The following is an 18,667-nucleotide window of genomic DNA, read 5'->3' as shown; positions in this document are numbered from 1 at the left end:
CACCCGTCGAGTACGAGACCAACTACTACACGGAACTGACAAAACCCCAGGTCACAACCACAATCTGAGATCTCTACCGAACCCGGGGCGGTTCATGTCGGAGGTACACCTCCGTACCACCGCCCCGGGGGATCGCCCGGGACAGGGGGAGCCGTCCCGGGCTGTAGTAGAGTTGTGGTTCTCCGTGGTGCCCGTGTGTCAGTAATTGGTGGTGACGGTGACGCCGCTGAAGCTGTTCACGGCGTACAGGCTGATGTAGTTCGCACCGGCCGGCGGGTTGGTGATGGTCAGGGTGTGGCTGTTGCCGGCTCCCGTGGAACCCTGTGTGTAGCTGGTGGAGCCGGGCCAGCCGCTGTTGCTGTAGTACAGGTCTGCGTTGCCCGTGCCGCCGGCGCTAGTGATTTTCAGCTGGGTGGTGCCAGCCGGGATGTAGAGGTAGAGGTAGGCGTAGTTGCCGGTGGTGGCGGACTGGTTGCTGCGCTGGCAGTTCTGGCCCAGCTCCCTGGCATCGGTACCGGTGCACTCGGTGCCGGTGCCTCCGCCGTTGTCGACGGTGACGGTCTTTGTGGCAGTGGCGGTGGCGCCCTTGTCGTCGGTGACCGTCAGCTTCACCGTGTAAGTTCCGGCGGAGCTGTAGGTCTTGCTGGGGTTGGTAGCGGTGGAGGTGGTGCCGTCGCCGAAGTTCCAGGACCTGGAGGCGACGGTGCCGTCGGCGTCCGTGGACTGGTCGGTGAAGGTGGCGTTCAGGCCCTGGACGGACGTGGTGAACGCGGCGGTGGGTGCCTGGTTGCCGGGCGGGTTGGTGCCCCCGCCACAGTTGCCGGCCGCGCAGCCCGCCAGCCAGGTGTACCAGTCGTTGTTGTAGCGAGCGCCGATGGTGCTGGTCAGGTAGGTGCGGGCGGCGTTCCAGTTGCCGGAACGGTAGTAGCCGAGGACCGTGTCCATGTCTGTGCGGTGGTTTTCGAGCATGTACGGGGAGGCGAGGTAGCCCCAGCGGTATATGCGTGTGGTGTCGTTGCTGTAGATGGTGTCGAAGAGGGTGCTCAGGGCGTAGGTGCGACGGCCCGCCTCCGTCATCGCCTCGGCGTAGGGGACACCGCAGTAGGAGTAGGAGACGTATTCCGCGAAGCCTTCGATCCACCAGGTGGTCGGGGTGGTGAGGTTGGCGTTGAAGTCGCCGTACATGTCGAAGCGGCCGTCGAGGTAGTGCGTCTACTCGTGGTTGAGATTCCAGATCTGGAAGGTCGGGCGCACCCACTCGGCCTCGTAGGCGATGAACCGGGGCTGGTTGCCGGCCGCTGCCGGGTCTCCTTCCAGGTACATGCCGCCGTTGTTGGTGTCGATCCCGTACATGGCACCGGCGTAGGTCTGGTAGTCGGTGCTGGAGTCGAAGACCACGACCTCGATGGTGCTGTTGTTGTCGTTGGCGACCGGGCCGTTGTCACGGACGATGCTGTGGAAGTACGCGTCCTGGCTGCGCAGGCTGGAGCAGCTCGACGACAGCTCGCTCGTGGTCATCTGCTGGGCCTTGATGGTGATGCTGGAGCTGCAGGGGTAGGTCACGGTCAGCACCGAGTTAGCCAGCTGCGACTGCAGGTTGCAGGTGCCGTAGTAAGAGCAGTTGGCCTTGTCGTAGTAGTCGGTCATCTCGGCCACGCCGACCCAGAGCGGTGCGGTAGTGCCCTTGATCGAGCTGGCGTTCAGCAGACCGTTGGCCATAGGGCGGACCTTCGACTGCAGTGCGGAGTACTGCAGAAACCTGCCGAGCTCTCGCCCGGCGTTGGACGTCAGATAGGACTGATCCGTCCCCAGCAATGCTACGTGGCCGGAGGCGAAGCTGTAGAGCGCGTCGACCAGGCTGGGGTCGGACTGGACCGCGGTCACGAACGCGGGCACCTGGTGGCCGCGGAAGGTCACGGTGTAGACGTTGTTGACCGCGTTGAGCATCCCCCAGGAGGTGTTCCAGGAGGAGTTGTAGTCCGCCAGCATCCGCTTGACGACGTAGATGTAGCGGGCGTTCTCCTCGGCGCTGTCGATCAGCGTGACGGCCTCGGAGAGCGTCTCGCCATTGGCGTCCGTGACGTCACGGGAGTGAGCGCTGGCGAAGAAGGCATCGAGTCCCGCGCGGATGGCGGTCTGCAGGCCGCTGCCGTAGGAGCCGACCGTGCTGGCGTTGTAGTAGTGGACGTAGTAGCCGGCGCGCAGGTAGAGCACGAGCTGCGACATACCGGTGCTGGAGTTGCCGGGATAGGAGGCCGAACCGTCACGCAGGGCGTAGGCGACGGTGCTCATCTGCGCCTCACGGAAGGCGTAGTAGGCGTCGTTCCCGGTCAGGTTGAACAGCGTGTTGATGCAGTCGAGCGTGGACGCCTTGATCTGCTGGACCAGCGCGCTGCCAGTGCGGCTCGTGAAGTCGGAGGCACTGCACGCAGCAGCGCTCTTCTCTCCGGCCGTCTTTCCGAACGCCTTCTCCGCCGACTTCAAGGAGGGCACAGGCGGTTTGGCGTCCTTGCCGTACTCCTCCTTGAGAGCGTCCTTGCTCGCGGCCAGGGGCGGCAGCTGGGATGCCTTCAGGCGTCCCTTCGCGACATGTTCGGTCTCCGCTGTGGTGTGCTGCCCGATGGGCGCGGGTTCAGCCCGGTCCGGGGCTTCCGCCGTGATCGTGCTGCCAGCTCAACGTTCTCGGTTGCTCCGGCCGGCTGATTCAGCAGGCCGATGCCCATGGCGAGGGTCAGAGTCAGCGGCAGCGCCGCGCCCAGACTTCGTCGGACAAGCGACTTTCTCACTACGCCTCCCATGAGGGAATCCGGCCGCGCAGAACGTGACCGATGGGGTGGGGGAGAGGGCGTGGACAGCGGGAAGACCATGCGGACGACGTGACGGGATACAGAAGGGCCGCCCGGCTTGGCATGGCCACGCCCTGCGAGCTGGACCATTGCACAGGTGACATGGCACAGGGAAGGCACTTGAGGGAACGCGAGGTTGCCAACTGGTGTGTAGTAGCGCCTGCGCTGAGCCGGTGTAGAGCAAGAAGGGCCTGGTGGGAGGGCGGGTAAGCCTTGCCGATCCGGCTCCACCCTCCAAAACGGCAGGGGCATAACAGTTCCGCCGGAGCAGGCATAAGACTTGAGGTGAAAAGCGTCACTGAGCCCCGCGATGGACAGCGTGTACGCATAACCAGGCTATGCTCCGGCCGCACAAGAACGTGAGCCTGTTTCGTCCAGAGCAATTACTGAGGTTGAACTCGTGGTGTCGTAGGGGGTGACGGCTGGTCGTTCGCTGCGGTATCACCGGTGCATGCGGTATCCACAAGGGGGCGGGCTGACCGCCGAGCGTCAGGAGTTTCGCGAGGGGTTGCGGCTTCAGGCGGCCGAGAGGTTCGCCGGGGGTGAGGCGAGTTCGGTGATCGCGAAAGACCTGCGGGTCAGTGTCCGCTCGGTGCAGCGATGGCGGCGGACATGACCTTCCGTGCTGTAGAGATGACACGTTGTGTCTTCTCTTCGGTGGAGGTGCCGAATGCCGTCTGTGATGGGATTGCTGGAGGAGCGGGAGGTCGCTGCCCGGCAGCGGGTGGAGTCGCTGCGGGACGAGTTGGACCGGCTCGTTGCCGAACTGGAGGAGGCCGAAGCCGCGCAGAATCGCCTTGTGATCGCGAAGGAGACAGTGAGCCAGGTGCTGTCCGAGTCCGGCGAGCCCAAGGACGTGCAAGTTTCCGGGTATGCCCGGCCGATTGAGCCGGAACCGGCGACGCGCGGGGCGGTGTCCCGTTCGACGGTCCCGGTGCGGCGGGAAGGGCTTGACGTGATGGTGCTGTCGCCGGACTACCAGCGGATCATGCACGTCCTGGCCGACCGTGAGCGGTCCGGCGAAGGGCCCGCGATCTGTCGGCAACTTGCTGATGCGTTGGACCTCGAGTTGGTCCCGGCGAAGATCGAAGGGGTGCGGTCCAAGGCGAAGCGCCTGGCAGCTCGTGGCTGGCTCGTTGAGAACACCCCGGGCTCCTTCAGTGTCGCCGCTTCGCAAGGCGGCGGCTCATAACCATGGTCATCGACCACAGCACCATTGCCTCGGACGTGTCGGTCCGCCTCTCGTAGTCGCGTGTCAGGCGGCGTGATCGCATCAGCCACCCGAATGTCCGTTCCACCACCCACCTGCGGGGCAGCACCACAAAGCCCGAAACGTCCGCACTGCGTTTGACCACAGTCAGCGCGAGATGAAGCGCCTTCGCGGCGAAGTCGACCAGGGGCCCGGTGTAGCCGCCGTCGGCCCAGACCAGTCGCAGCAGGAAGAACCGCTCGGCCAGCCGGGCCAGCAGAACCTGGCCCGCCTCCCGGTCGGTCACGTTCGCCGCGGTGACCATGACCGTCAGCAGCAGCCCCGTCGTGTCGACCACGATGTGCCGCTACGGCCATTGATCTTCTTCCCGCCGTCGAAGCCGCGGGAGGACGCGGGCACGGACGCGGCGGCCTTGACCGACTGAGCGTCGATGATGCCCGCGGTCGGCTCCGTATCCCGGCCGGCCGCCTCGCGGGCCTTCCCATGCAGCCGGTCGTGGAACTCTTTGACCAGGCCCTTGTCCCGCCAGCGACGGAAGAACGCGTAGACCCGGTCCCAGACGGGGAAATCCACAGGCATCGCCCGCCACTTGATTCCGTTGTCGACGAGGAAGCGGATCGCGTCGACCATCTGCCGGTGGCAGTAACTTTCCGGTTGCCCGCCATGGCCCTCCAGCCATCCGGGCACCGGCATCGCGGCACGGACCTCGGCCCACTCCTGGTCCGTCATGCCCGAGGGGTAGTGACGCGTCCGCTCACCATGGTCGGCCGCGTTCCCGTACGCATGGGCGAGACAGTCACACGACGGGGTATCCAGGTTGGACTCCGCGGACACCGGCACGGAAGACTGAGTCACAGGGCCTCCTGACGCTCGAATGGACTTCAACACCCATGAGCTGTGCGGGAGGCCCTGCTTTTCCTCGGCCACGAGCCGATCACCCGACCGGGAAACCACGTTCGATCCGCAACCGAACCTCTCGGTACGACAACAGCTTCTTACGGCTCCTCACCAATTCGTCTCGCCGGCGAAATAGTTGGCCGCCTTGCGCAGGATGTCCCGCTCGGTGGCCAGCTTCCGCTCGCTCGCCTCAAGCTCGGCCACCCGGGCCTCCAGCTGCCGGATCCGCTCGTCCCGGTCGGCGGACGGTGCCCGCTGTCCTGCCCGGGCCGGTGCAGCCCCACCTGACCTGGCGGCCGCGGCGGCGACGCCGCGACGCTCCCGGTCCCGCAGCACCCACTCACGCAGCGTCGCCCTGTTAATGCCCAGGTCAGCGGCGATGCTCTTGTAGGTCGCCCCGGGCGTGGACTCGTACAGGGCCACGGCATCGGCCCTGAACTCGTCCGAGTAGTCCTTCATCGCCATCGGCGGTGTTCTCGCTTCCTCTGGATCAAGCAGATCCAGTATCAGCGTGTCCACCACTCAGGGGGAGGCCCCGTTCACTCGTTGAGGATGTAGCGGACGTGTGGGCCGCCGAGGTATCCGCGCACGATGTGGGGTTGGCGTTGGCGGCGGTGGAAGAACCGGCGGGTTTCAGCGGCGAGTTCGGCCTGGTCCCGGGCCCGGTGGGTGTGGGGCAGGCTGCGTTTGAGGTCGGCGTTGACCAGCTCGTCGGGGTTCAGCTCGGGTGAGTACGACGGCAGGAAGCGCAGCTCGACCTGGTCCTCGTGCTCGGCGAGCCAGGTCCGGACGGTCTTCGAGCGGTGGGCCGGTCGACGATCAGGTGGACCTTGCGGTCGAAATGCCCGACGAGCCGGTCCAGGAAACAGCACATGACCTTCGCGTCGAAGGTCTCGGTGAAGACCGTGAAGTGCATCCGGCCCTTCGTGCTGATCGCGGACATCGCGTTCACGGAGAACCGGTTCCCGGTGCGGCGGACGACCGGCGTCGCGCCTTTGGCACCCCAGGTGCGGCCGGTTACCTGGTCCGAGCGGACCCCGACCTGATCGGCGAAGAGGGCTTCACCCCTCTCAGCTCTCGCTTTGGCCGAATCGCCGGCCAGGTCTCCTCGTGCCAGACGCGGACCGCTTCCGCGTCCTGCTCGACGGCCCGCTTGTCCAGACGCTGGAACGTCAGCCCCCATCGCTTGAGGTACTTGCCGACCCCGGGTTCGGTGAACCGGATCCGGTACAGCTTGAAGATCAGCTCGCCCACCAGGGCCCGTGTCCACAGCTGACCGGAAAGTCCCAGGCCGGAGGGGGTGTGATCGAGGACGGCCTGCCAGATTGCGGCCTGCTCGGCCCCGGACAGAACCTGATGCTCGCCCACCCGGCGGCCGCGCCGACGGGACAACAGCGCGTCCCGGCCACCGGTCCGCCACCTCGCCCACCAGTTGTCCACTGCCCTGACCCGACACCTTGAACAGGGCCGCGACCTCTACACGGTCCCGCCCGTCCACCAGCGCGGACACCGCAAGCAACCGCACAGCCTCCTGCGCGTCCGGCGACCAGGTCCGCGCATCCCCCAACAGATCACTCACACACCATCAACGAGCGTGAACCCAAAGCGTTTCGGATCAATACGTTGTCCGCTCGCGGAGTGGCTGGGGGCTGTAGCGGCGGGGGACGATAAGAGCTCGTAACACGATTATGATCGTGTTACGAGCTCTTAGAGAGCGAAGCTCATCCCACTCAGGCCCATTACGTTAAAAGCCTGCCAGGCGCAGTGGGTGGCTTCACTGTAGCTACTTTGTGCGCAGAGGAGCTATTGAGATGTTGGGATCAGTCTTCCTCGTATGCCACCACTCAAGGATGTTCGATCTCACCATCAAAGTGAACCAAGAGTGTTCACTCGGCGATGCATCGGGCGCAGCCGCAGCGGAGTCTTCTGCGGGGAAATCCAGGGTGATGATCCATTGCTCATCGCGCATGCTGCTGGAGGTAACATCAACTGTTGCGACAAGGCGAATTCCGTCCCCTTCAGGCTTTACGACTGCCTGAGCTATCCTGAATACAGGACTCCCTGGTTCGCTAAAGCCCTCTGAAAGCATTGCATTGAGGGTCGCCGGACCTTGCTCCTCGTCCATATTTTCCACTCTAGCAGGCTGCTGCAGCCCTACTAGGGGCCACAGATGTGATATGCCCAGGCTGGTAGTACGCGGTGATGACGCCTTGAGGGCTTACGCCGCTCCCGCCGATCGGACCGTTGTTGAAAACGACTTTGAACGCCATGGGGGGCATTGGGAGAGGTTCTGGTAGTAGAATCCGAAGCTTTGCTTCCCGCGGGAGACTGTGCTCGCGATCATGGAGCTGTCGTATCCGTGCTTCGGGGCCAGGTGGCGGTACCCCCACGTCGACGTCCCGCAGCGAAGTGGAACGTTGACGAGCCCTCGCGTGAAGTTCTTCAGTATATGATTCGTTGACTTCCCGGCACATGGGTCTGCTGCAGCGGCTGGACTGACTGATGCGACCATGATGGATGTGGAGACCACAGCCAATGTGGCACCGATGCTGAGAAAGCGGCGCGCGAGATTCATTTTATCTGCTCAATCCCCGTAGGTGAAACGGAATGGCTACTTTCTGTCGATCTGGTCGCGAATGAATATATGTTGTTTTGGTGGAATTTTGAAGTCATATCAAAATGATGGCTTAAAATCGATCTTTCGTGATGGTCTGCAACGGAGTCGGCAGTGTTGTTGCGGACTATGGCGCTCGCGGGCATGCAGGCGGCCCGACTGGCGTACGCCGGAGTATGAAGTTGCCCCGGTGTGACAGACACCGATGGGCTTGCGTGCTATGCGACTGCGTAGAGCACTCTGACGACGTTCGAACTCGGCCGGACTGAGCTGGTCGTTCGCGGAATGCGAAGAAGCTCTCGGTGACAGCGTTGTCGAGGCACGAGCCGGTGCGGCCGCTGGAAGGCCGCCTCATCGCATCGCTGACCGAACGTCAGGCTGGTGTATGGGCGGCCCTTGTCGCTGTGGTGTACGAGGCCGGGGCGGGGCCTGCGAGCGGCGATCGCCATGGTAAGGGCATCGGTAACCAGTTCGGTTCTCATGTGGTCGGTCATCGCCCAGCCGACGATGCGGCGGGAGAACAGGTCGAGGACGATGGCGAGGTGCAGCCAGCCCTCGCGGGTGGGCACGTAGGTGCTGTCCGCAGTCCAGTAGAAGACTGGGACCAGGCGACTGGAGCCGTTCTCGTCGTCGACTCGAAACGTGGCGCCCTTCGCCCGGTAACGGATTACGAGGCCTTCTCCCACCTGGAGAAGGCCGAGCAGGTCGTGGCCGCGGTGCTGAGGTTCCCCCGTGCTCGGGAGGGGCTGATCAGCTGGCCAGAGCGGGTTGATGGGGTTTCAGGTTCGCCCGTTCGGTCGCTGCCTGCTCGGCGTAGTGCTTCTCTTCGAACTCGACGGGGCTGAGGTAGCCGAGGCGTCTTTGGATACGCCGACTGTTGTAGAAGCCGTCGATGACCCTGTTGCCCAATTGAGTGAAGCTGCCGTGATCGCCTGTCGCGTGGCATTCCGGTTCGCGAGTGTGTGGTGCAGGCGGTTTCGAGGGCGTGAACTGGGTGTCTGGCCGCGGAAATCGGGGGTGGCGTTGTGTCGATGCGGTCGAGTTCGGAGGTGGAGGTTCCCGTGGTGACACGGGATGTCGCCCGGGCAGCGTTCCCCAAGGGGTGTCTGGCGATGAGGATCCGGGACAGTCTCGGTCCGCTGTTCCTGGACGAGGAGTTCAGAAGGGGTGTGACCGAGATACGCGGCAAAGGGGCAACGGGATGATCTTGAAGCCCTGAGTGCTCGTCGCCCGTCACCCATTCGGCGCAGTGTCGTTGGTGGTGGTGTTGAGCGTCGTCTGGGGCCTGGGGTGGGTTGTGACATCGATTGAACGGACCGCGTATCCGCGGTTCAAGCGGCTGATCACCGCGCATGAGCTGCATCTGTTCTTCTCCCCGAGCCGCGATGAGCTGGAGTGGGCGGCCGATGCCACGGACTGCGATGAGCATCTGCTGGCGCTGCTGCTGATGCTGAAGTCGTACCGGCGTATGGGGTGTTTCCCCGCGCTTGAGGACGTCCCGGAGATGGTGGTGGACTTCGTGCGGCGGGCGGTGGAGCTGCCGGAGGGCACGCTGCCGGTGTACCGGGCGGAGCGGACCGCCAAGCACCACCGGGGCCTGGTCCGCAAGCAGGTCGGCGTGACATACGACCAGGCCAAGGCCCGGGAAATCGTCGAGCAGTCGGTCCGCAAGGAGGCTGCGGCGAAGAACCGCCCGGCGGATCTGATCAACATCGCGCTGGAGAAGGTGGTGGAGGCCGGGCTGGAGCTGCCCGGGTTCTCGACCTTCGACAAGATGGCCTCGAAAATCCGCACCGAGGTCAACGCCTCGATCTGCGCGGGTATCCACGACCGCATGAGCGCTGCTCAGCGGGCGGGGCTCATGCGGCTGCTGGAAGACCGTGACAGCGACGGGACGACGCTGTTCAACCGGCTGAAGAAGTCCGCCAAGGGCCCGACCTGGTCGCATTTCAAACACCTGACCAGGCGTCTGGAATGGCTGGACGAGCTCGGCGACACCGATGTGTGGATGGACGGAGTCGCCGCGGGGAAGGTCACCGACTTCGCTGGAGAGGCGGACGCGGCGGACGCCTCGGAGCTGCGGGACTTCGTTCCCGTCAAGCGCATCGCGCTGGTCGCCGCTCTGACGCACAAGGCGAGGATGCGGGTGCGGGACGACCTGGCGACGATGTTCTGCAAGCGTGTGGCGACGGAGATCAAGAAGGCCAAAGCGGAGCTGGAGGAGATCCGGCTCGCCGAGCGGGAGATCGTCGAGTCCCTGATCGGGAACTACCGCACGGTGCTCAAGCACATCGACGAGGACGGCCCGGCCCAGGAGGCGCTCACGAGGGCCGCGACCATGACCGCCGAAGTTCGCCAGGCCCTGGATGGCCTGGACGAAGAGCGTCGGTGGACGAGGTCGCGACGCGGCTGGAGGGAAGGGTCTCCCCGGCGGTCCTCGCCCTGGTGAAGGCCCAGGTGGTGCAGGCCGGCGGGTTCGGCGCGGTCACCCGCGCGGTGGACGGCTTCGGAGGGTTCGCGAAGCAGTACGAGCAGAACGAGAAGGTCTCCGCCCACCACGGCAACTTCTGGGAAGTGCTGCTGTACGGCCAGATCGGCCGGGACCGGGCGGTGATGTTCGACCTGGCCGACAACGACAAGCTGAAGTTCACCGCGACCAGCGAGGACAGCCGGGTGCTGGACGCCCTCGCGCACGCCCAGCGGCACCAGGCGGCCCGCGGCGAGTACATCACCGCCTTCAACGAGGAAGGCAAGGAGGTCGACATCTCCTTCGCCACCCAGAACTGGCGCAAGGCCGTTCTCGACAAGAACCGGACCGGGCAGTTCGTCCGCAAGCACTTCGAGGCGATGGCCTTCAACGCGCTCGCCGAGGAACTGCGCACCGGCGACGTCGCGGTGGTCGGCTCGGAGGAGTACGCCGACTGGTCCGAGCAGCTGCTGGCCTGGGAGATCGTCCAGGAGATGCTGGGGTCCTACCTGGTGGAGGTCGGCCTCGCCGAGCCGGGCGAGAGTGCCACGTTCGACGCGAAGTTCTTTCGTCGGCAGCTGGAGGACGAACTGCGCGGCGCCGCCGCCGCGGCGGATGCCAGGTATCCGGAGAACGAGGGTCTGGTCATCGATCCGGAGACGGGCATCCCGTCGCTGAAGGCGTTTAGGGCTGACGGTCAGCGGCCGTCGGCGAAGCGGCTGGAGCAGGAGATCAAGGCGAGGATGCCGAAGCGTTCCCTGATGGGGATCGTGGCCCGGACCGCGTACTGGGTGGAGTGGTGGCGCCGCTTCGGCCCGCCGTCGGGGAACGAGCCCAAGCTCACCGATCCCCTGGGCCGGTACGTGATCGTCACCTTCGTCAAGGGCACCAACATGGGCCCATACGAGGGCGCCCGGCACATCCCCGGCGTGAGCGGGCACGAGCTTTCGTACGTCGCCAACAAACATTTCTCGATCGTGCTGCTGAACGAGGCAGTCGCCGACCTGGTGAACGCGCACGCCCGCCTGGACATCGCGCAGGCGTGGGGTGACGGGACCGCGGTGGCGGCGGACGGCACCCACATGGACACCTATCTCGACAACCTGCTCTCCGAGACTTCCGTCAGGTACGGCAAGCCGGGCGGGATCGCCTACCACCACGTCTCGGACACGTACATCGCGCTGTTCACGCACTTCATCCCGTGCGGTGTGTGGGAGGCCGTCTACATCATCGAGGGCCTGCTGAAGAACACCAGCGAGGTGCAGCCGACCACCGTGCACGCCGATACCCAAGGCCAGAGCTTCCCGGTCTTTGCGCTCGCCCACCTGCTGGGCTTCGACTTGATGCCCAGGATCAGGAACTGGAAGGAACTGACCTTCTACCAGCCCTCCAAGCAGACCGAGTACGTGCACATCGACGCCTTCTTCGGCGAGCCGGGCAAGAACACAATCGACTTCGACCTGATCGAGTCCCAGTTCCGCCACCTGATGCGGGTGGCCGTTTCCGTACGCGAGGGCACCATCTCCTCCTCCACACTGCTCAAGCGGCTGCGGTCGGGGTCGCGGAAGAACGCCACCTACGCCGCCTTCCGCGAGGTCGGCCGTGTCATCCGCACCGTCCAGCTGCTGCGCTACCTCTCCGACGCGCTGCTTCGCCGGCGGGTGACCGCGGCAACCAACAAGGTGGAGTCGTTCAACCGATTCTCCCAGTGGATCGGTTTCGGCAACCGCGGCGTCATCGCCGACAACGACCCCATCGAGCAGGAGAAGGCAATGAAGTTCAACGCGCTGCTCACGAACGCGGTGATCTTCCACAACGCCCTGGACATCGCGGAGATCGTCCGTCAGCTGCTGGAGGAAGGGTGGGAGATCGACCCCGAGGACCTGGCCCATATCTCGCCATACCTGACCGAACACATCAACCGGTTCGGCGAGTACAGCACACACGAACTCGGCATCCAGCCCGACGCCTACGACCCGAAACTCGACGTCGACTTCACCCCGCTGCGCGAACACGACCTCAGCACTGCCGTCCTTGGACAGGCCGCCTGAGCCCGCTGACAAGCAGACCTGGCACACCTACCCGAACGGGCACGCCTTCCCTGGGCGCATCCCGTACGCCTTCCGCGATTCCGAGACCACGGCTCGTGCTGCCGACGGCACGCCGATCGAGTGCAGGGCGCCGGGAAACGTAACGGCGGTCGGGAACTGATCGGTGTACGACCGCCGTCGGCTACCCCAGCGCCAGGTGGTAGCCCTGTTGGCCGTCAAGGTCAAAGTGCGGGACGGTCCTGGGGAGATGCGCCCAAGGGGCAATGAGATGATCCTGAGGGCTTGCGCGACTTCTGGTCAGGCTTCTGCGCTATGCCTGTTCGAGAGCATTTCGCAAGGTGCTATCAGCATGGTCGTCGAGGGTTGTAGCGATCTTGCGCAGCTCGGCACGTCGTTCCGTGCTGCCTCTTTCGGTCAGAGTGTTAGCCCACGCTGTCTTTTGCGCGTCGGTGATTCCGACCGTCTCGTTGAACAGCGCATACAAGGCATACCAGCGCACTGAGTCGTTCTCGTCCTCGGACAGCGTCAGGAGAGCCTCGACAACTCTGGCCTCGGTGTGTTCCTGGTCGGCCAGCGCAGGAAGCGCGGCAGCTACCGAGAACCGGACGGGCTGTGCTGTGTGCGCCTGGTAGCTGAGTACCAGATCGAGGGCCTCCTGGGCATTGTGGTAACCCAGTGCGGAGATCATCCAACCCAGAACCCAAGGGTCCGGCTCGTCGGGCATCTCCGCCACGATGGCCTTGATGGTCTTCGTGGTGAACGGCCGGTGACCCGTTCCATCGTCGGGGCCCAACTCGCGCAGAATCCGTGCTCCCAGCTCTCGCTCATCCGGCGATTCGTGTGCCAGCAGACGAACCGCGCGTTCAAAAACATGGGAGGTCGGCCGGTCCTGCAACGCTTCCAGCGCCGGAAGGCGGTCGTCGTCTGTCTCCTCCGTGCTGACCTCGAACAGCGCTCTCTGGAACAGCTCGTCGTCCGTCGCTGCCTCGGCGTCATCGACTCCCATGCTGCACTTCCTTAGGTTTCCGATGAGTTGTACTCTCCTGCAGTCAGCAGGGGCGAAACTGTCAAGTACGTCAAGCGCATGGGCGCGACTGCCTATTCCATCAGTTCCGTGAAAGGTACTTCTTTACCTTGTTGCAGTCCGAGGTCGGACCCGTCTTGTAGGCCCTGTTCTCGTATAGCTACGGCGGACGGACATGTAGCGCAGGGTGATGCTCGGGGCTGGGTCGGGCGTGGGGGTCGGCGGTGCAGCGGTTGGCGGTAGCAGCCGTTCCGCTTCGAGGCGGCTTATCGGGACTTCCGCCACCCTGACGGTTCGCCGGGTGGTGCCGCAGTAAATGCCGGATTTACTGCGACGGATCCCCTACCGTGATCATCGCGACCTGCGGATGGTTCTCCGGCCGCCACGGGCGAGGTGTACGCATTTACTGCGGCAGTAACGGGAGGGTGAGGCGAACATGACGATCGAACCAGTGACCGAACTCGGAAGCGGGGGCGCGCTCCGCCTGCCGCGCGCCCGGGCCGTGCCGCTGTCCGCCCCGCCCTCGTCTTACACCGCGGCGGTCGAGCGGTACCTCACCGGAGCGGGCATCGCGAAGTCCTCCACGCGGATCTACCGGATCTCCCTGACGACGTGGGGGTGGTTGCTTGCCGGCGAACCCGCGCCGACCGGACCCGCCCGCCGAGGCGCGAAGCTGCCCGTCTTCCCCGTCACCGTGATCGATGACCCGGCGCTGCCCGAAGTACTGGCCGAACTGGCGTCAGCTCGCGCGGACGAGATGGACGCCGACACCGTCAACCGGGAGCTGTCCATCGCGCGCAAGGCGATCGGCTGGTGGCAGCGCCAGGGCTGGATCGACGGCGACCCGACGATCGGGATCGAGCGGCGGCCGGCACCGCCCGACCGCACCAAGGCCCTGGCCGAGAACCAGATCGTCGCCCTGTGGCGCCTGGACGTCGCCCTGCGTGAGAAAACGCAGTGGAAGATGCTCTACGAGTCGGCAGCGCGGGCCGATGAGGTGCTGTGCCTGAACGTGGAAGACCTGTACCCGCAGGACAAACGCGGGAAGATCACCGCCAAGGGCGGGGCCACGGAGTGGATTCACTGGCAGTCCGGCACGGCCCAACTGCTGCCGCGACTCATTGCCCGCCGCGCCCGCGGCCCGCTGTTCCTCACCGACCGCAAGGCCCCGGCCGGGACACCGACGATCGACGTGTGCCCGGAGACCGGCCGGGCCCGGCTCTCCTACCGCCGGGTCGAGGAGATCTTCGAGGAGAACACCAGACTACTGGCCAACCCCCTCGCCTCACCCGAGGACATCGAGGACCTGGACGGCTGGACCCTCCACCGGCTACGCCACAGCGCACTCACGCACGACGCCGAAGACGGTACATCCACGCCGATGCTGCTGGCCCGCTCCCGCCACGCCTCTGTCCGCTCCCTGGAGCGGTACGCCCGCCCCGGCGTCGACGCGGTCGCCCGGCACGTCGCGCAGCGCGACCCCGCTGCCCGCCGCCGAGGCTGAACCAGGCACCTTGGCGGTCAGGGCGCGGAAACCGTCTGCCGAGCGCCGTCACTTCCCGTCCTGAGTCGGTTGCGGCGAAGTGGCGGGGCTGGACACTGTCGCTGGCCGACGCGAGATAGCGCCGATCCGCCAGGTGGCGGAGTACAGCAGCAGTATGACCGTGAACGAAGCGCCCGCTCTCTTGGCGGCCCCGGTCAACACGCCTTCGGCGAGGGTCCCCCACGGAGCTTGGACCGTCTTGGAGGGATAGGTGGTCTCGCTCACGCCGTCGCCCAGGTCGACGGTAGTCGGTTGACTGTAGTCCACTTCGGTCACATGGCGGTAGGCGTTGAAATCATCACGGGTGTTGACGGCGCCGCCCAGCACGGGTGCCGCAACCAGCAGAGTCACCACGCTCCACCGTATGACGGGACCCAGGCGGGCAACGGTGTCGGTGTCGCCGTGGGTGCGCAGACGGTCCCGGCGCCGCCAGAGATGCCAGCCGACGGCCGCCAGGCCGAAGGCGGTGCTCGCGTACTGCAGCAGCCGGGCGACCGCCAAGCCTCCCAGGGCCGAGGCGCGCAGCGGCTGCACGTGGGTGACCAGGAAGCCGTCGCCGTGGGTGAAGGAGTCCCACGCGAGGTGGGAGGCGATACCGATCAGGGCGGAGACCAGTAGCCACATGGTGTAGCGGACCTTGGCCGGCAGGCCGATTATCCGCTCGGGTTCCGGAAGGCGGAGGCTGGATGGGAGCAGTGCTGTGATCGGCGCGCGCAGCATCCGGTAGGCGGCGACCAGACCGATGGCAAGGGGCAGATTGACCACCAGGCCCACACTGAGCGAGTGGGTCGCCGTGGCGTTGAGGAGCGGCCCGTACCAGTCCTGGGGGCTGGTCTCGGACACGCCGAGGACGGCCAGGAAGTACGGACCGTCGGGTGCCACGGCACCCGCGACCAGAGACGCCGGAACGAAGGGCCGACGCATCAGCGGCAGCACTGCTGCGGGGTGGGACAAGGTGAACGGCAACTCGATGATCTTCTCTGCTCGGAAGGGACACCGGGCAGGGGTGCACGTCGCGCTGCGGGCGCCCTTTCGCCGGGGCACCCGAGATCGCACGGCTGGCCTAAACAGCACTCCCGGATAGAACACTGGAGAGAGTATTCATCTCAACGGACTATTGCAACGTGCGCGGGGCGCGGTGTGCCGCCAGCGTGGAAGCCGTCAGGCAAGACACATGGGCGGCACGGCAAAGCCGGCCGCCCGTTGGTGGGCGGCCGGCTTGTAAAGGCGGGGTCAGCGTCGGCGGCGCACCGCGTGGAAGAACGCCGTGAGCGCGGCCACGACCGGCAGCAGGAGAAGGGTGCCGAGGACGGGCCAGAGATCGCCCCAGACAGTCGCGTAGGAGTAGGCGACCAGTGGCGGAGAGGCCACGGTCATCGCACCCATCTCACGCAGACCTGAGGAATGCACGCGGAGGGCGAGGACGGCCCCCGTGAAGGCGAGGACCAGCATTGGCCAGGCGCCGTAGTCCGTGGTCACACCGAAGGCCCCTGTATAGGCCCCTGTATTCACGACGACGACGGGAAACCACCCCGCGGCAGCCATGGCTCCGGCCGCCGCCGACAGTCGCCTGTCACCGCGTCGATCCGGAGGGCAGGCGAGGACGACGGCGACGGTCAGCAACGCCACGACCGGAGCGATGGCCCCGTCGTCGGACACGTGTGCGCCGGCAGCCCACTGCACGGCCGTCCCCAGCAGCCCGCACACGGCCACCCCCACACCCGGCCCCCACCGGCCGGTCAAGGCGATGACCGCGCCGACGCACACCAGCAGCGAGAGCAGCATGTACAGGGTCCACGCACCATCCATGGCGGAGAGCTGGACCCATACCGGGGCCGGCGAGAGAACAAGCCCGGCGTACCAGCGCGTCAGATGCAGCCCGCTGGCCACCGCACCAGCCGCCAGTGCGAACGGGGCAGCCAGGGCGAAGAAATGCCCCGCAGGCGACGCCGAGTCGAGCCCCAGCCGAACCCGCAGGGCGTGCGCGGCCAGGTCGGCGCCCGCACGCAGCCGGGCCGGACACGGCATGTCCGCCGTCATCTCCCGGTGCACGTCGATGATTTCCTGCCCGTAAGCAGCCCGGTATGCAGCCGGATACAGACGGACGAGGGGATCGCTCACGCCGGCGCCGCCGCACCGTCGGCCAGACGCCGCCTGACCTCCCGGGCGGTCGCGGCCAGCCGCTCCGCCTCGGCCTCCAGCCTCTGCCGCCCGGCGGGAGCGAGAGCGAAGATACGACGAGCCCGGCCGCCCACCACCTCCTCACGCTCCACCTGGATCAAACCCTCTGCCAGCAGCCTGTCCAGCGCCCCGTAGAGCGCCCCGGTACGCGGCGCCACTCGGCCGTCGGTGATGGTCTTGACCTCCTGGGCGATGGCATACCCGTGCCGAGGGGCATTCGCCAGCGCCGTCAGCAGCAGCAGGGCCAGCTCCTGCATTCCTCGTTCGCTCATACCGACAGAGTATTCCGCCCGGGGGACTTTCGGCGGGCAGCACCTGCGTGGCTCTGTCCGCGAGAACGGGCAGCGGATGTACACCGGTTTGGGAGGCAGCCGCCGCCCGAGAGGAAATCGAAATGTTCACGGGTTTCGACAGCAGCAAGCGGCGCCCGAGACCTCTGTCCCGGACGCCGCTGAAGGCTGCCCCTTGACAGATCGGCCCCACATATCAGTGCTCCGACCGCATCGGTGCGTCGGCTTCAGGCAGGTGGAAGCGGCCCCGCGACGGTGACCGTGCGGGTCCACCAGTCCGGTTGATCGGGTGCGTGCCAGAGGACGTCGAGCCGGCGGTGGGTGAGTTCCTCCGCCTTCTGAACCAGGGCCGCCTGCGCGATGTCCGGCTCGGACGAGGGCGGAGGACCGGCGAGCGCGCTGTCAGCGATGCCGGTCGGCTCGGTGAAGTGGACGGCATACCTCCATCCGTCCGGGGTCCGGTAAAGGACGAGGCTGGTCGGCGTCCGGAGGGTGCGCCAGCACGGCCGCCGTTTGCTCGCCATGACGTAGGCGCCCCCGACCGTCCGGATAAACGGATGGTCGGGGGCGAGCGTGACGCGGCAGGATGCTCCGCATGACATTGCCCACCCCCGAGCTGAACACCACCCGCCTGCGACTGCGGCCGTTCACCGACGCCGACGCGGCGCCGCTCTACGCGCTGCACAGCAGCGCCCACGTGCTGCGTTACTGGGACTCCCCGCCGTGGACCGAACCGGCCCGCGCCCAGCGCTTCATCGCGACCTGCCGGACGATCGAGGAGGAAGGCACGGGAGCGCGGGTGGCCGTCGACCGTGTCTCCGACGGCGCGTTCATCGGCTGGTGCGGCCTGACCAGCTGGAACCCGGACTTCCGCAGCGCGTCCCTGGGCTACGTCTTCGACGCCGCCGCGTGGGGCCACGGCTACGCCACGGAGACCGCGCACGCCGTCCTGCGGTGGGCGTTCGACACCCTGGACCTGAACCGCGTCCAGGCCGAGACCGACACCCGCAACGTGGCGTCCGCCCGGGTCCTGGAGAAGCTCGGCTTCGTCCGCGAAGGCACCCTCCGCGAGGACTGCGTCGTCAACGGCGACGTCTCCGACTCCTGGGTCTTCGGCCTTCTCCGCCGCGAGTGGCACCCAACGGCCGGCCGCTAGGACCGAGGCCTGCCCGCCTTTCGGTCCGCAACCCCCACCGAGGTCACCGCGGGTCGCTCCGGCGAACTCAACGTCTTCGCTTGCCCCACCGATCCCGACCATCCGCACCGCTGGAGCATCCAGTAGCTCGGAGGGTCCGCCTGGAGCGGCAAGATTCTCATCGGCGTGCGCGGGTGCCGCCCGAAGCACTGAACAGCTGCTGTCGAAACCGGTGAACAAAGCCACAAGTCAGACAACTAAATCTGCGGCACCCTCTTTTGCCCGCTTCACCCGCCCGATTATGTCTGTTCCCGGTCGTGGTCTGTTGAGGCCGTGGACATGGCCGGTGGGGGTGCGGGGTCTGTGGGTGTGCTCTGTTCGTTTGTGCTGCCGTTGGCGAAGATGAGCA

At 66.1% G+C, this 18,667-nt stretch carries 16 protein-coding genes and 3 pseudogenes; 6 read left to right on the top strand and 13 right to left on the bottom strand.

Translation table 11 applies throughout. The features are described 5' to 3' along the window. Positions 1-198: 198 nt before the first annotated feature. Positions 199-2,786 (bottom strand): annotated as a pseudogene (locus ACIHCL_RS36225) (collagenase). A gap of 511 nt (positions 2,787-3,297) precedes the next feature. Between ACIHCL_RS36225 and ACIHCL_RS36220 the strand changes: the two are divergent. Further along, the gene (locus ACIHCL_RS36220; RefSeq protein WP_399868771.1) at positions 3,298-3,462 is read left to right on the top strand and encodes a helix-turn-helix domain-containing protein; all 165 of its coding nucleotides are present in this window, start codon (positions 3,298-3,300) and stop codon (positions 3,460-3,462) included. Positions 3,463-3,528: 66 nt separating this feature from the next. After that, positions 3,529-4,038 carry a hypothetical protein gene (locus ACIHCL_RS36215; RefSeq protein ID WP_399868769.1) on the top strand — a complete coding sequence of 170 codons (510 nt, stop codon included), beginning with the start codon at positions 3,529-3,531 and terminating at the stop codon, positions 4,036-4,038. On the opposite strand, the gene ACIHCL_RS36210 is transcribed toward ACIHCL_RS36215, so the two are convergent. The 7 genes and pseudogenes from ACIHCL_RS36210 to ACIHCL_RS36180 all read right to left on the bottom strand — a co-directional run bounded on the left by ACIHCL_RS36210 (position 4,004) and on the right by ACIHCL_RS36180 (position 8,476). Continuing rightward, the gene (locus tag ACIHCL_RS36210) at positions 4,004-4,393 is read right to left on the bottom strand and encodes a transposase (RefSeq protein ID WP_399868767.1); all 390 of its coding nucleotides are present in this window, start codon (positions 4,391-4,393) and stop codon (positions 4,004-4,006) included. The two genes, ACIHCL_RS36215 and ACIHCL_RS36210, sit on opposite strands and share 35 nt — an antisense overlap. Continuing rightward, a complete protein-coding gene (locus ACIHCL_RS36205; RefSeq protein ID WP_399868765.1) occupies positions 4,366-4,911 on the bottom strand; it encodes a transposase in 546 nt (181 codons plus the stop codon). The genes ACIHCL_RS36210 and ACIHCL_RS36205 overlap by 28 nt, the downstream gene beginning before the upstream one ends. A gap of 150 nt (positions 4,912-5,061) precedes the next feature. Beyond that, entirely contained in the window at positions 5,062-5,418 is a 357-nt protein-coding gene (locus ACIHCL_RS36200; protein ID WP_399868763.1) for a transposase, read from the bottom strand. 74 nt (positions 5,419-5,492) lie between these two features. After that, positions 5,493-6,472: pseudogene (locus ACIHCL_RS36195) on the bottom strand (IS630 family transposase). A 264-nt stretch (positions 6,473-6,736) separates the two neighbouring features. Beyond that, on the bottom strand, positions 6,737-7,078 hold the full coding sequence (locus ACIHCL_RS36190) for a hypothetical protein (protein ID WP_399868761.1): 342 nt from the start codon (positions 7,076-7,078) through the stop codon (positions 6,737-6,739). Positions 7,079-7,856: 778 nt separating this feature from the next. After that, positions 7,857-8,157 (bottom strand): annotated as a pseudogene (locus ACIHCL_RS36185) (DDE-type integrase/transposase/recombinase); the annotation flags it as partial. Positions 8,158-8,317: 160 nt separating this feature from the next. Next, complete coding sequence (locus tag ACIHCL_RS36180; protein ID WP_399868759.1) at positions 8,318-8,476, bottom strand: IS3 family transposase; 159 nt, start codon at positions 8,474-8,476, stop codon at positions 8,318-8,320. 388 nt (positions 8,477-8,864) lie between these two features. On the opposite strand from ACIHCL_RS36180, the gene ACIHCL_RS36175 reads away from it, so the two are divergent. Then, positions 8,865-10,016 (top strand): DUF4158 domain-containing protein, encoded by a 1,152-nt coding sequence (locus ACIHCL_RS36175; RefSeq protein ID WP_399868757.1) that lies wholly within the window; start codon positions 8,865-8,867, stop codon positions 10,014-10,016. Continuing rightward, positions 9,956-12,085: a transposase gene (locus ACIHCL_RS36170; protein WP_399868755.1), complete on the top strand. Its 2,130-nt coding sequence runs from the start codon at positions 9,956-9,958 to the stop codon at positions 12,083-12,085. The genes ACIHCL_RS36175 and ACIHCL_RS36170 overlap by 61 nt, the downstream gene beginning before the upstream one ends. Before the next feature lie 310 nt (positions 12,086-12,395). On the opposite strand, the gene ACIHCL_RS36165 is transcribed toward ACIHCL_RS36170, so the two are convergent. Continuing rightward, the gene (locus tag ACIHCL_RS36165) at positions 12,396-13,091 is read right to left on the bottom strand and encodes a HEAT repeat domain-containing protein (protein WP_399868754.1); all 696 of its coding nucleotides are present in this window, start codon (positions 13,089-13,091) and stop codon (positions 12,396-12,398) included. 454 nt (positions 13,092-13,545) lie between these two features. On the opposite strand from ACIHCL_RS36165, the gene ACIHCL_RS36160 reads away from it, so the two are divergent. Continuing rightward, positions 13,546-14,613: a tyrosine-type recombinase/integrase gene (locus ACIHCL_RS36160; RefSeq protein ID WP_399868753.1), complete on the top strand. Its 1,068-nt coding sequence runs from the start codon at positions 13,546-13,548 to the stop codon at positions 14,611-14,613. 48 nt (positions 14,614-14,661) lie between these two features. On the opposite strand, the gene ACIHCL_RS36155 is transcribed toward ACIHCL_RS36160, so the two are convergent. The 4 genes from ACIHCL_RS36155 to ACIHCL_RS36140 form a co-directional block, all read right to left on the bottom strand. Then, complete coding sequence (locus tag ACIHCL_RS36155) at positions 14,662-15,618, bottom strand: DUF4184 family protein (protein WP_399868751.1); 957 nt, start codon at positions 15,616-15,618, stop codon at positions 14,662-14,664. A 267-nt stretch (positions 15,619-15,885) separates the two neighbouring features. After that, complete coding sequence (locus ACIHCL_RS36150) at positions 15,886-16,773, bottom strand: hypothetical protein (protein ID WP_399868750.1); 888 nt, start codon at positions 16,771-16,773, stop codon at positions 15,886-15,888. Next, positions 16,770-17,105 carry a PadR family transcriptional regulator gene (locus tag ACIHCL_RS36145; RefSeq protein WP_399868749.1) on the bottom strand — a complete coding sequence of 112 codons (336 nt, stop codon included), beginning with the start codon at positions 17,103-17,105 and terminating at the stop codon, positions 16,770-16,772. The genes ACIHCL_RS36150 and ACIHCL_RS36145 overlap by 4 nt, the downstream gene beginning before the upstream one ends. 245 nt (positions 17,106-17,350) lie before the next feature. Next, positions 17,351-17,647: a hypothetical protein gene (locus ACIHCL_RS36140; RefSeq protein WP_399868748.1), complete on the bottom strand. Its 297-nt coding sequence runs from the start codon at positions 17,645-17,647 to the stop codon at positions 17,351-17,353. Between the two features lie 71 nt (positions 17,648-17,718). On the opposite strand from ACIHCL_RS36140, the gene ACIHCL_RS36135 reads away from it, so the two are divergent. Continuing rightward, positions 17,719-18,279 carry a GNAT family N-acetyltransferase gene (locus ACIHCL_RS36135; protein WP_399868747.1) on the top strand — a complete coding sequence of 187 codons (561 nt, stop codon included), beginning with the start codon at positions 17,719-17,721 and terminating at the stop codon, positions 18,277-18,279. Positions 18,280-18,667: the final 388 nt, after the last annotated feature.

Origin of the sequence: Streptomyces sp. NPDC052042 (assembly GCF_044548345.1) — a bacterium.
Lineage (GTDB): Bacteria > Actinomycetota > Actinomycetes > Streptomycetales > Streptomycetaceae > Streptomyces.
This window is presented reverse-complemented; position numbering and strand designations above follow the sequence as displayed.

Bases quoted from the DNA above. Each gene is read 5' to 3' on its own strand.
- ACIHCL_RS36220 (WP_399868771.1), top strand. From the start codon at position 3,298: ATGCGGTATCCACAAGGGGGCGGGCTGACCGCCGAGCGTCAGGAGTTT.
- ACIHCL_RS36215 (WP_399868769.1), top strand. From the start codon at position 3,529: ATGGGATTGCTGGAGGAGCGGGAGGTCGCTGCCCGGCAGCGGGTGGAG.
- ACIHCL_RS36200 (WP_399868763.1), bottom strand. From the start codon at position 5,418: ATGGCGATGAAGGACTACTCGGACGAGTTCAGGGCCGATGCCGTGGCC.
- ACIHCL_RS36190 (WP_399868761.1), bottom strand. From the start codon at position 7,078: ATGGACGAGGAGCAAGGTCCGGCGACCCTCAATGCAATGCTTTCAGAG.
- ACIHCL_RS36165 (WP_399868754.1), bottom strand. From the start codon at position 13,091: ATGGGAGTCGATGACGCCGAGGCAGCGACGGACGACGAGCTGTTCCAG.
- ACIHCL_RS36160 (WP_399868753.1), top strand. From the start codon at position 13,546: ATGACGATCGAACCAGTGACCGAACTCGGAAGCGGGGGCGCGCTCCGC.
- ACIHCL_RS36145 (WP_399868749.1), bottom strand. From the start codon at position 17,105: ATGAGCGAACGAGGAATGCAGGAGCTGGCCCTGCTGCTGCTGACGGCG.
- ACIHCL_RS36140 (WP_399868748.1), bottom strand. From the start codon at position 17,647: ATGGCGAGCAAACGGCGGCCGTGCTGGCGCACCCTCCGGACGCCGACC.
- ACIHCL_RS36135 (WP_399868747.1), top strand. From the start codon at position 17,719: ATGACATTGCCCACCCCCGAGCTGAACACCACCCGCCTGCGACTGCGG.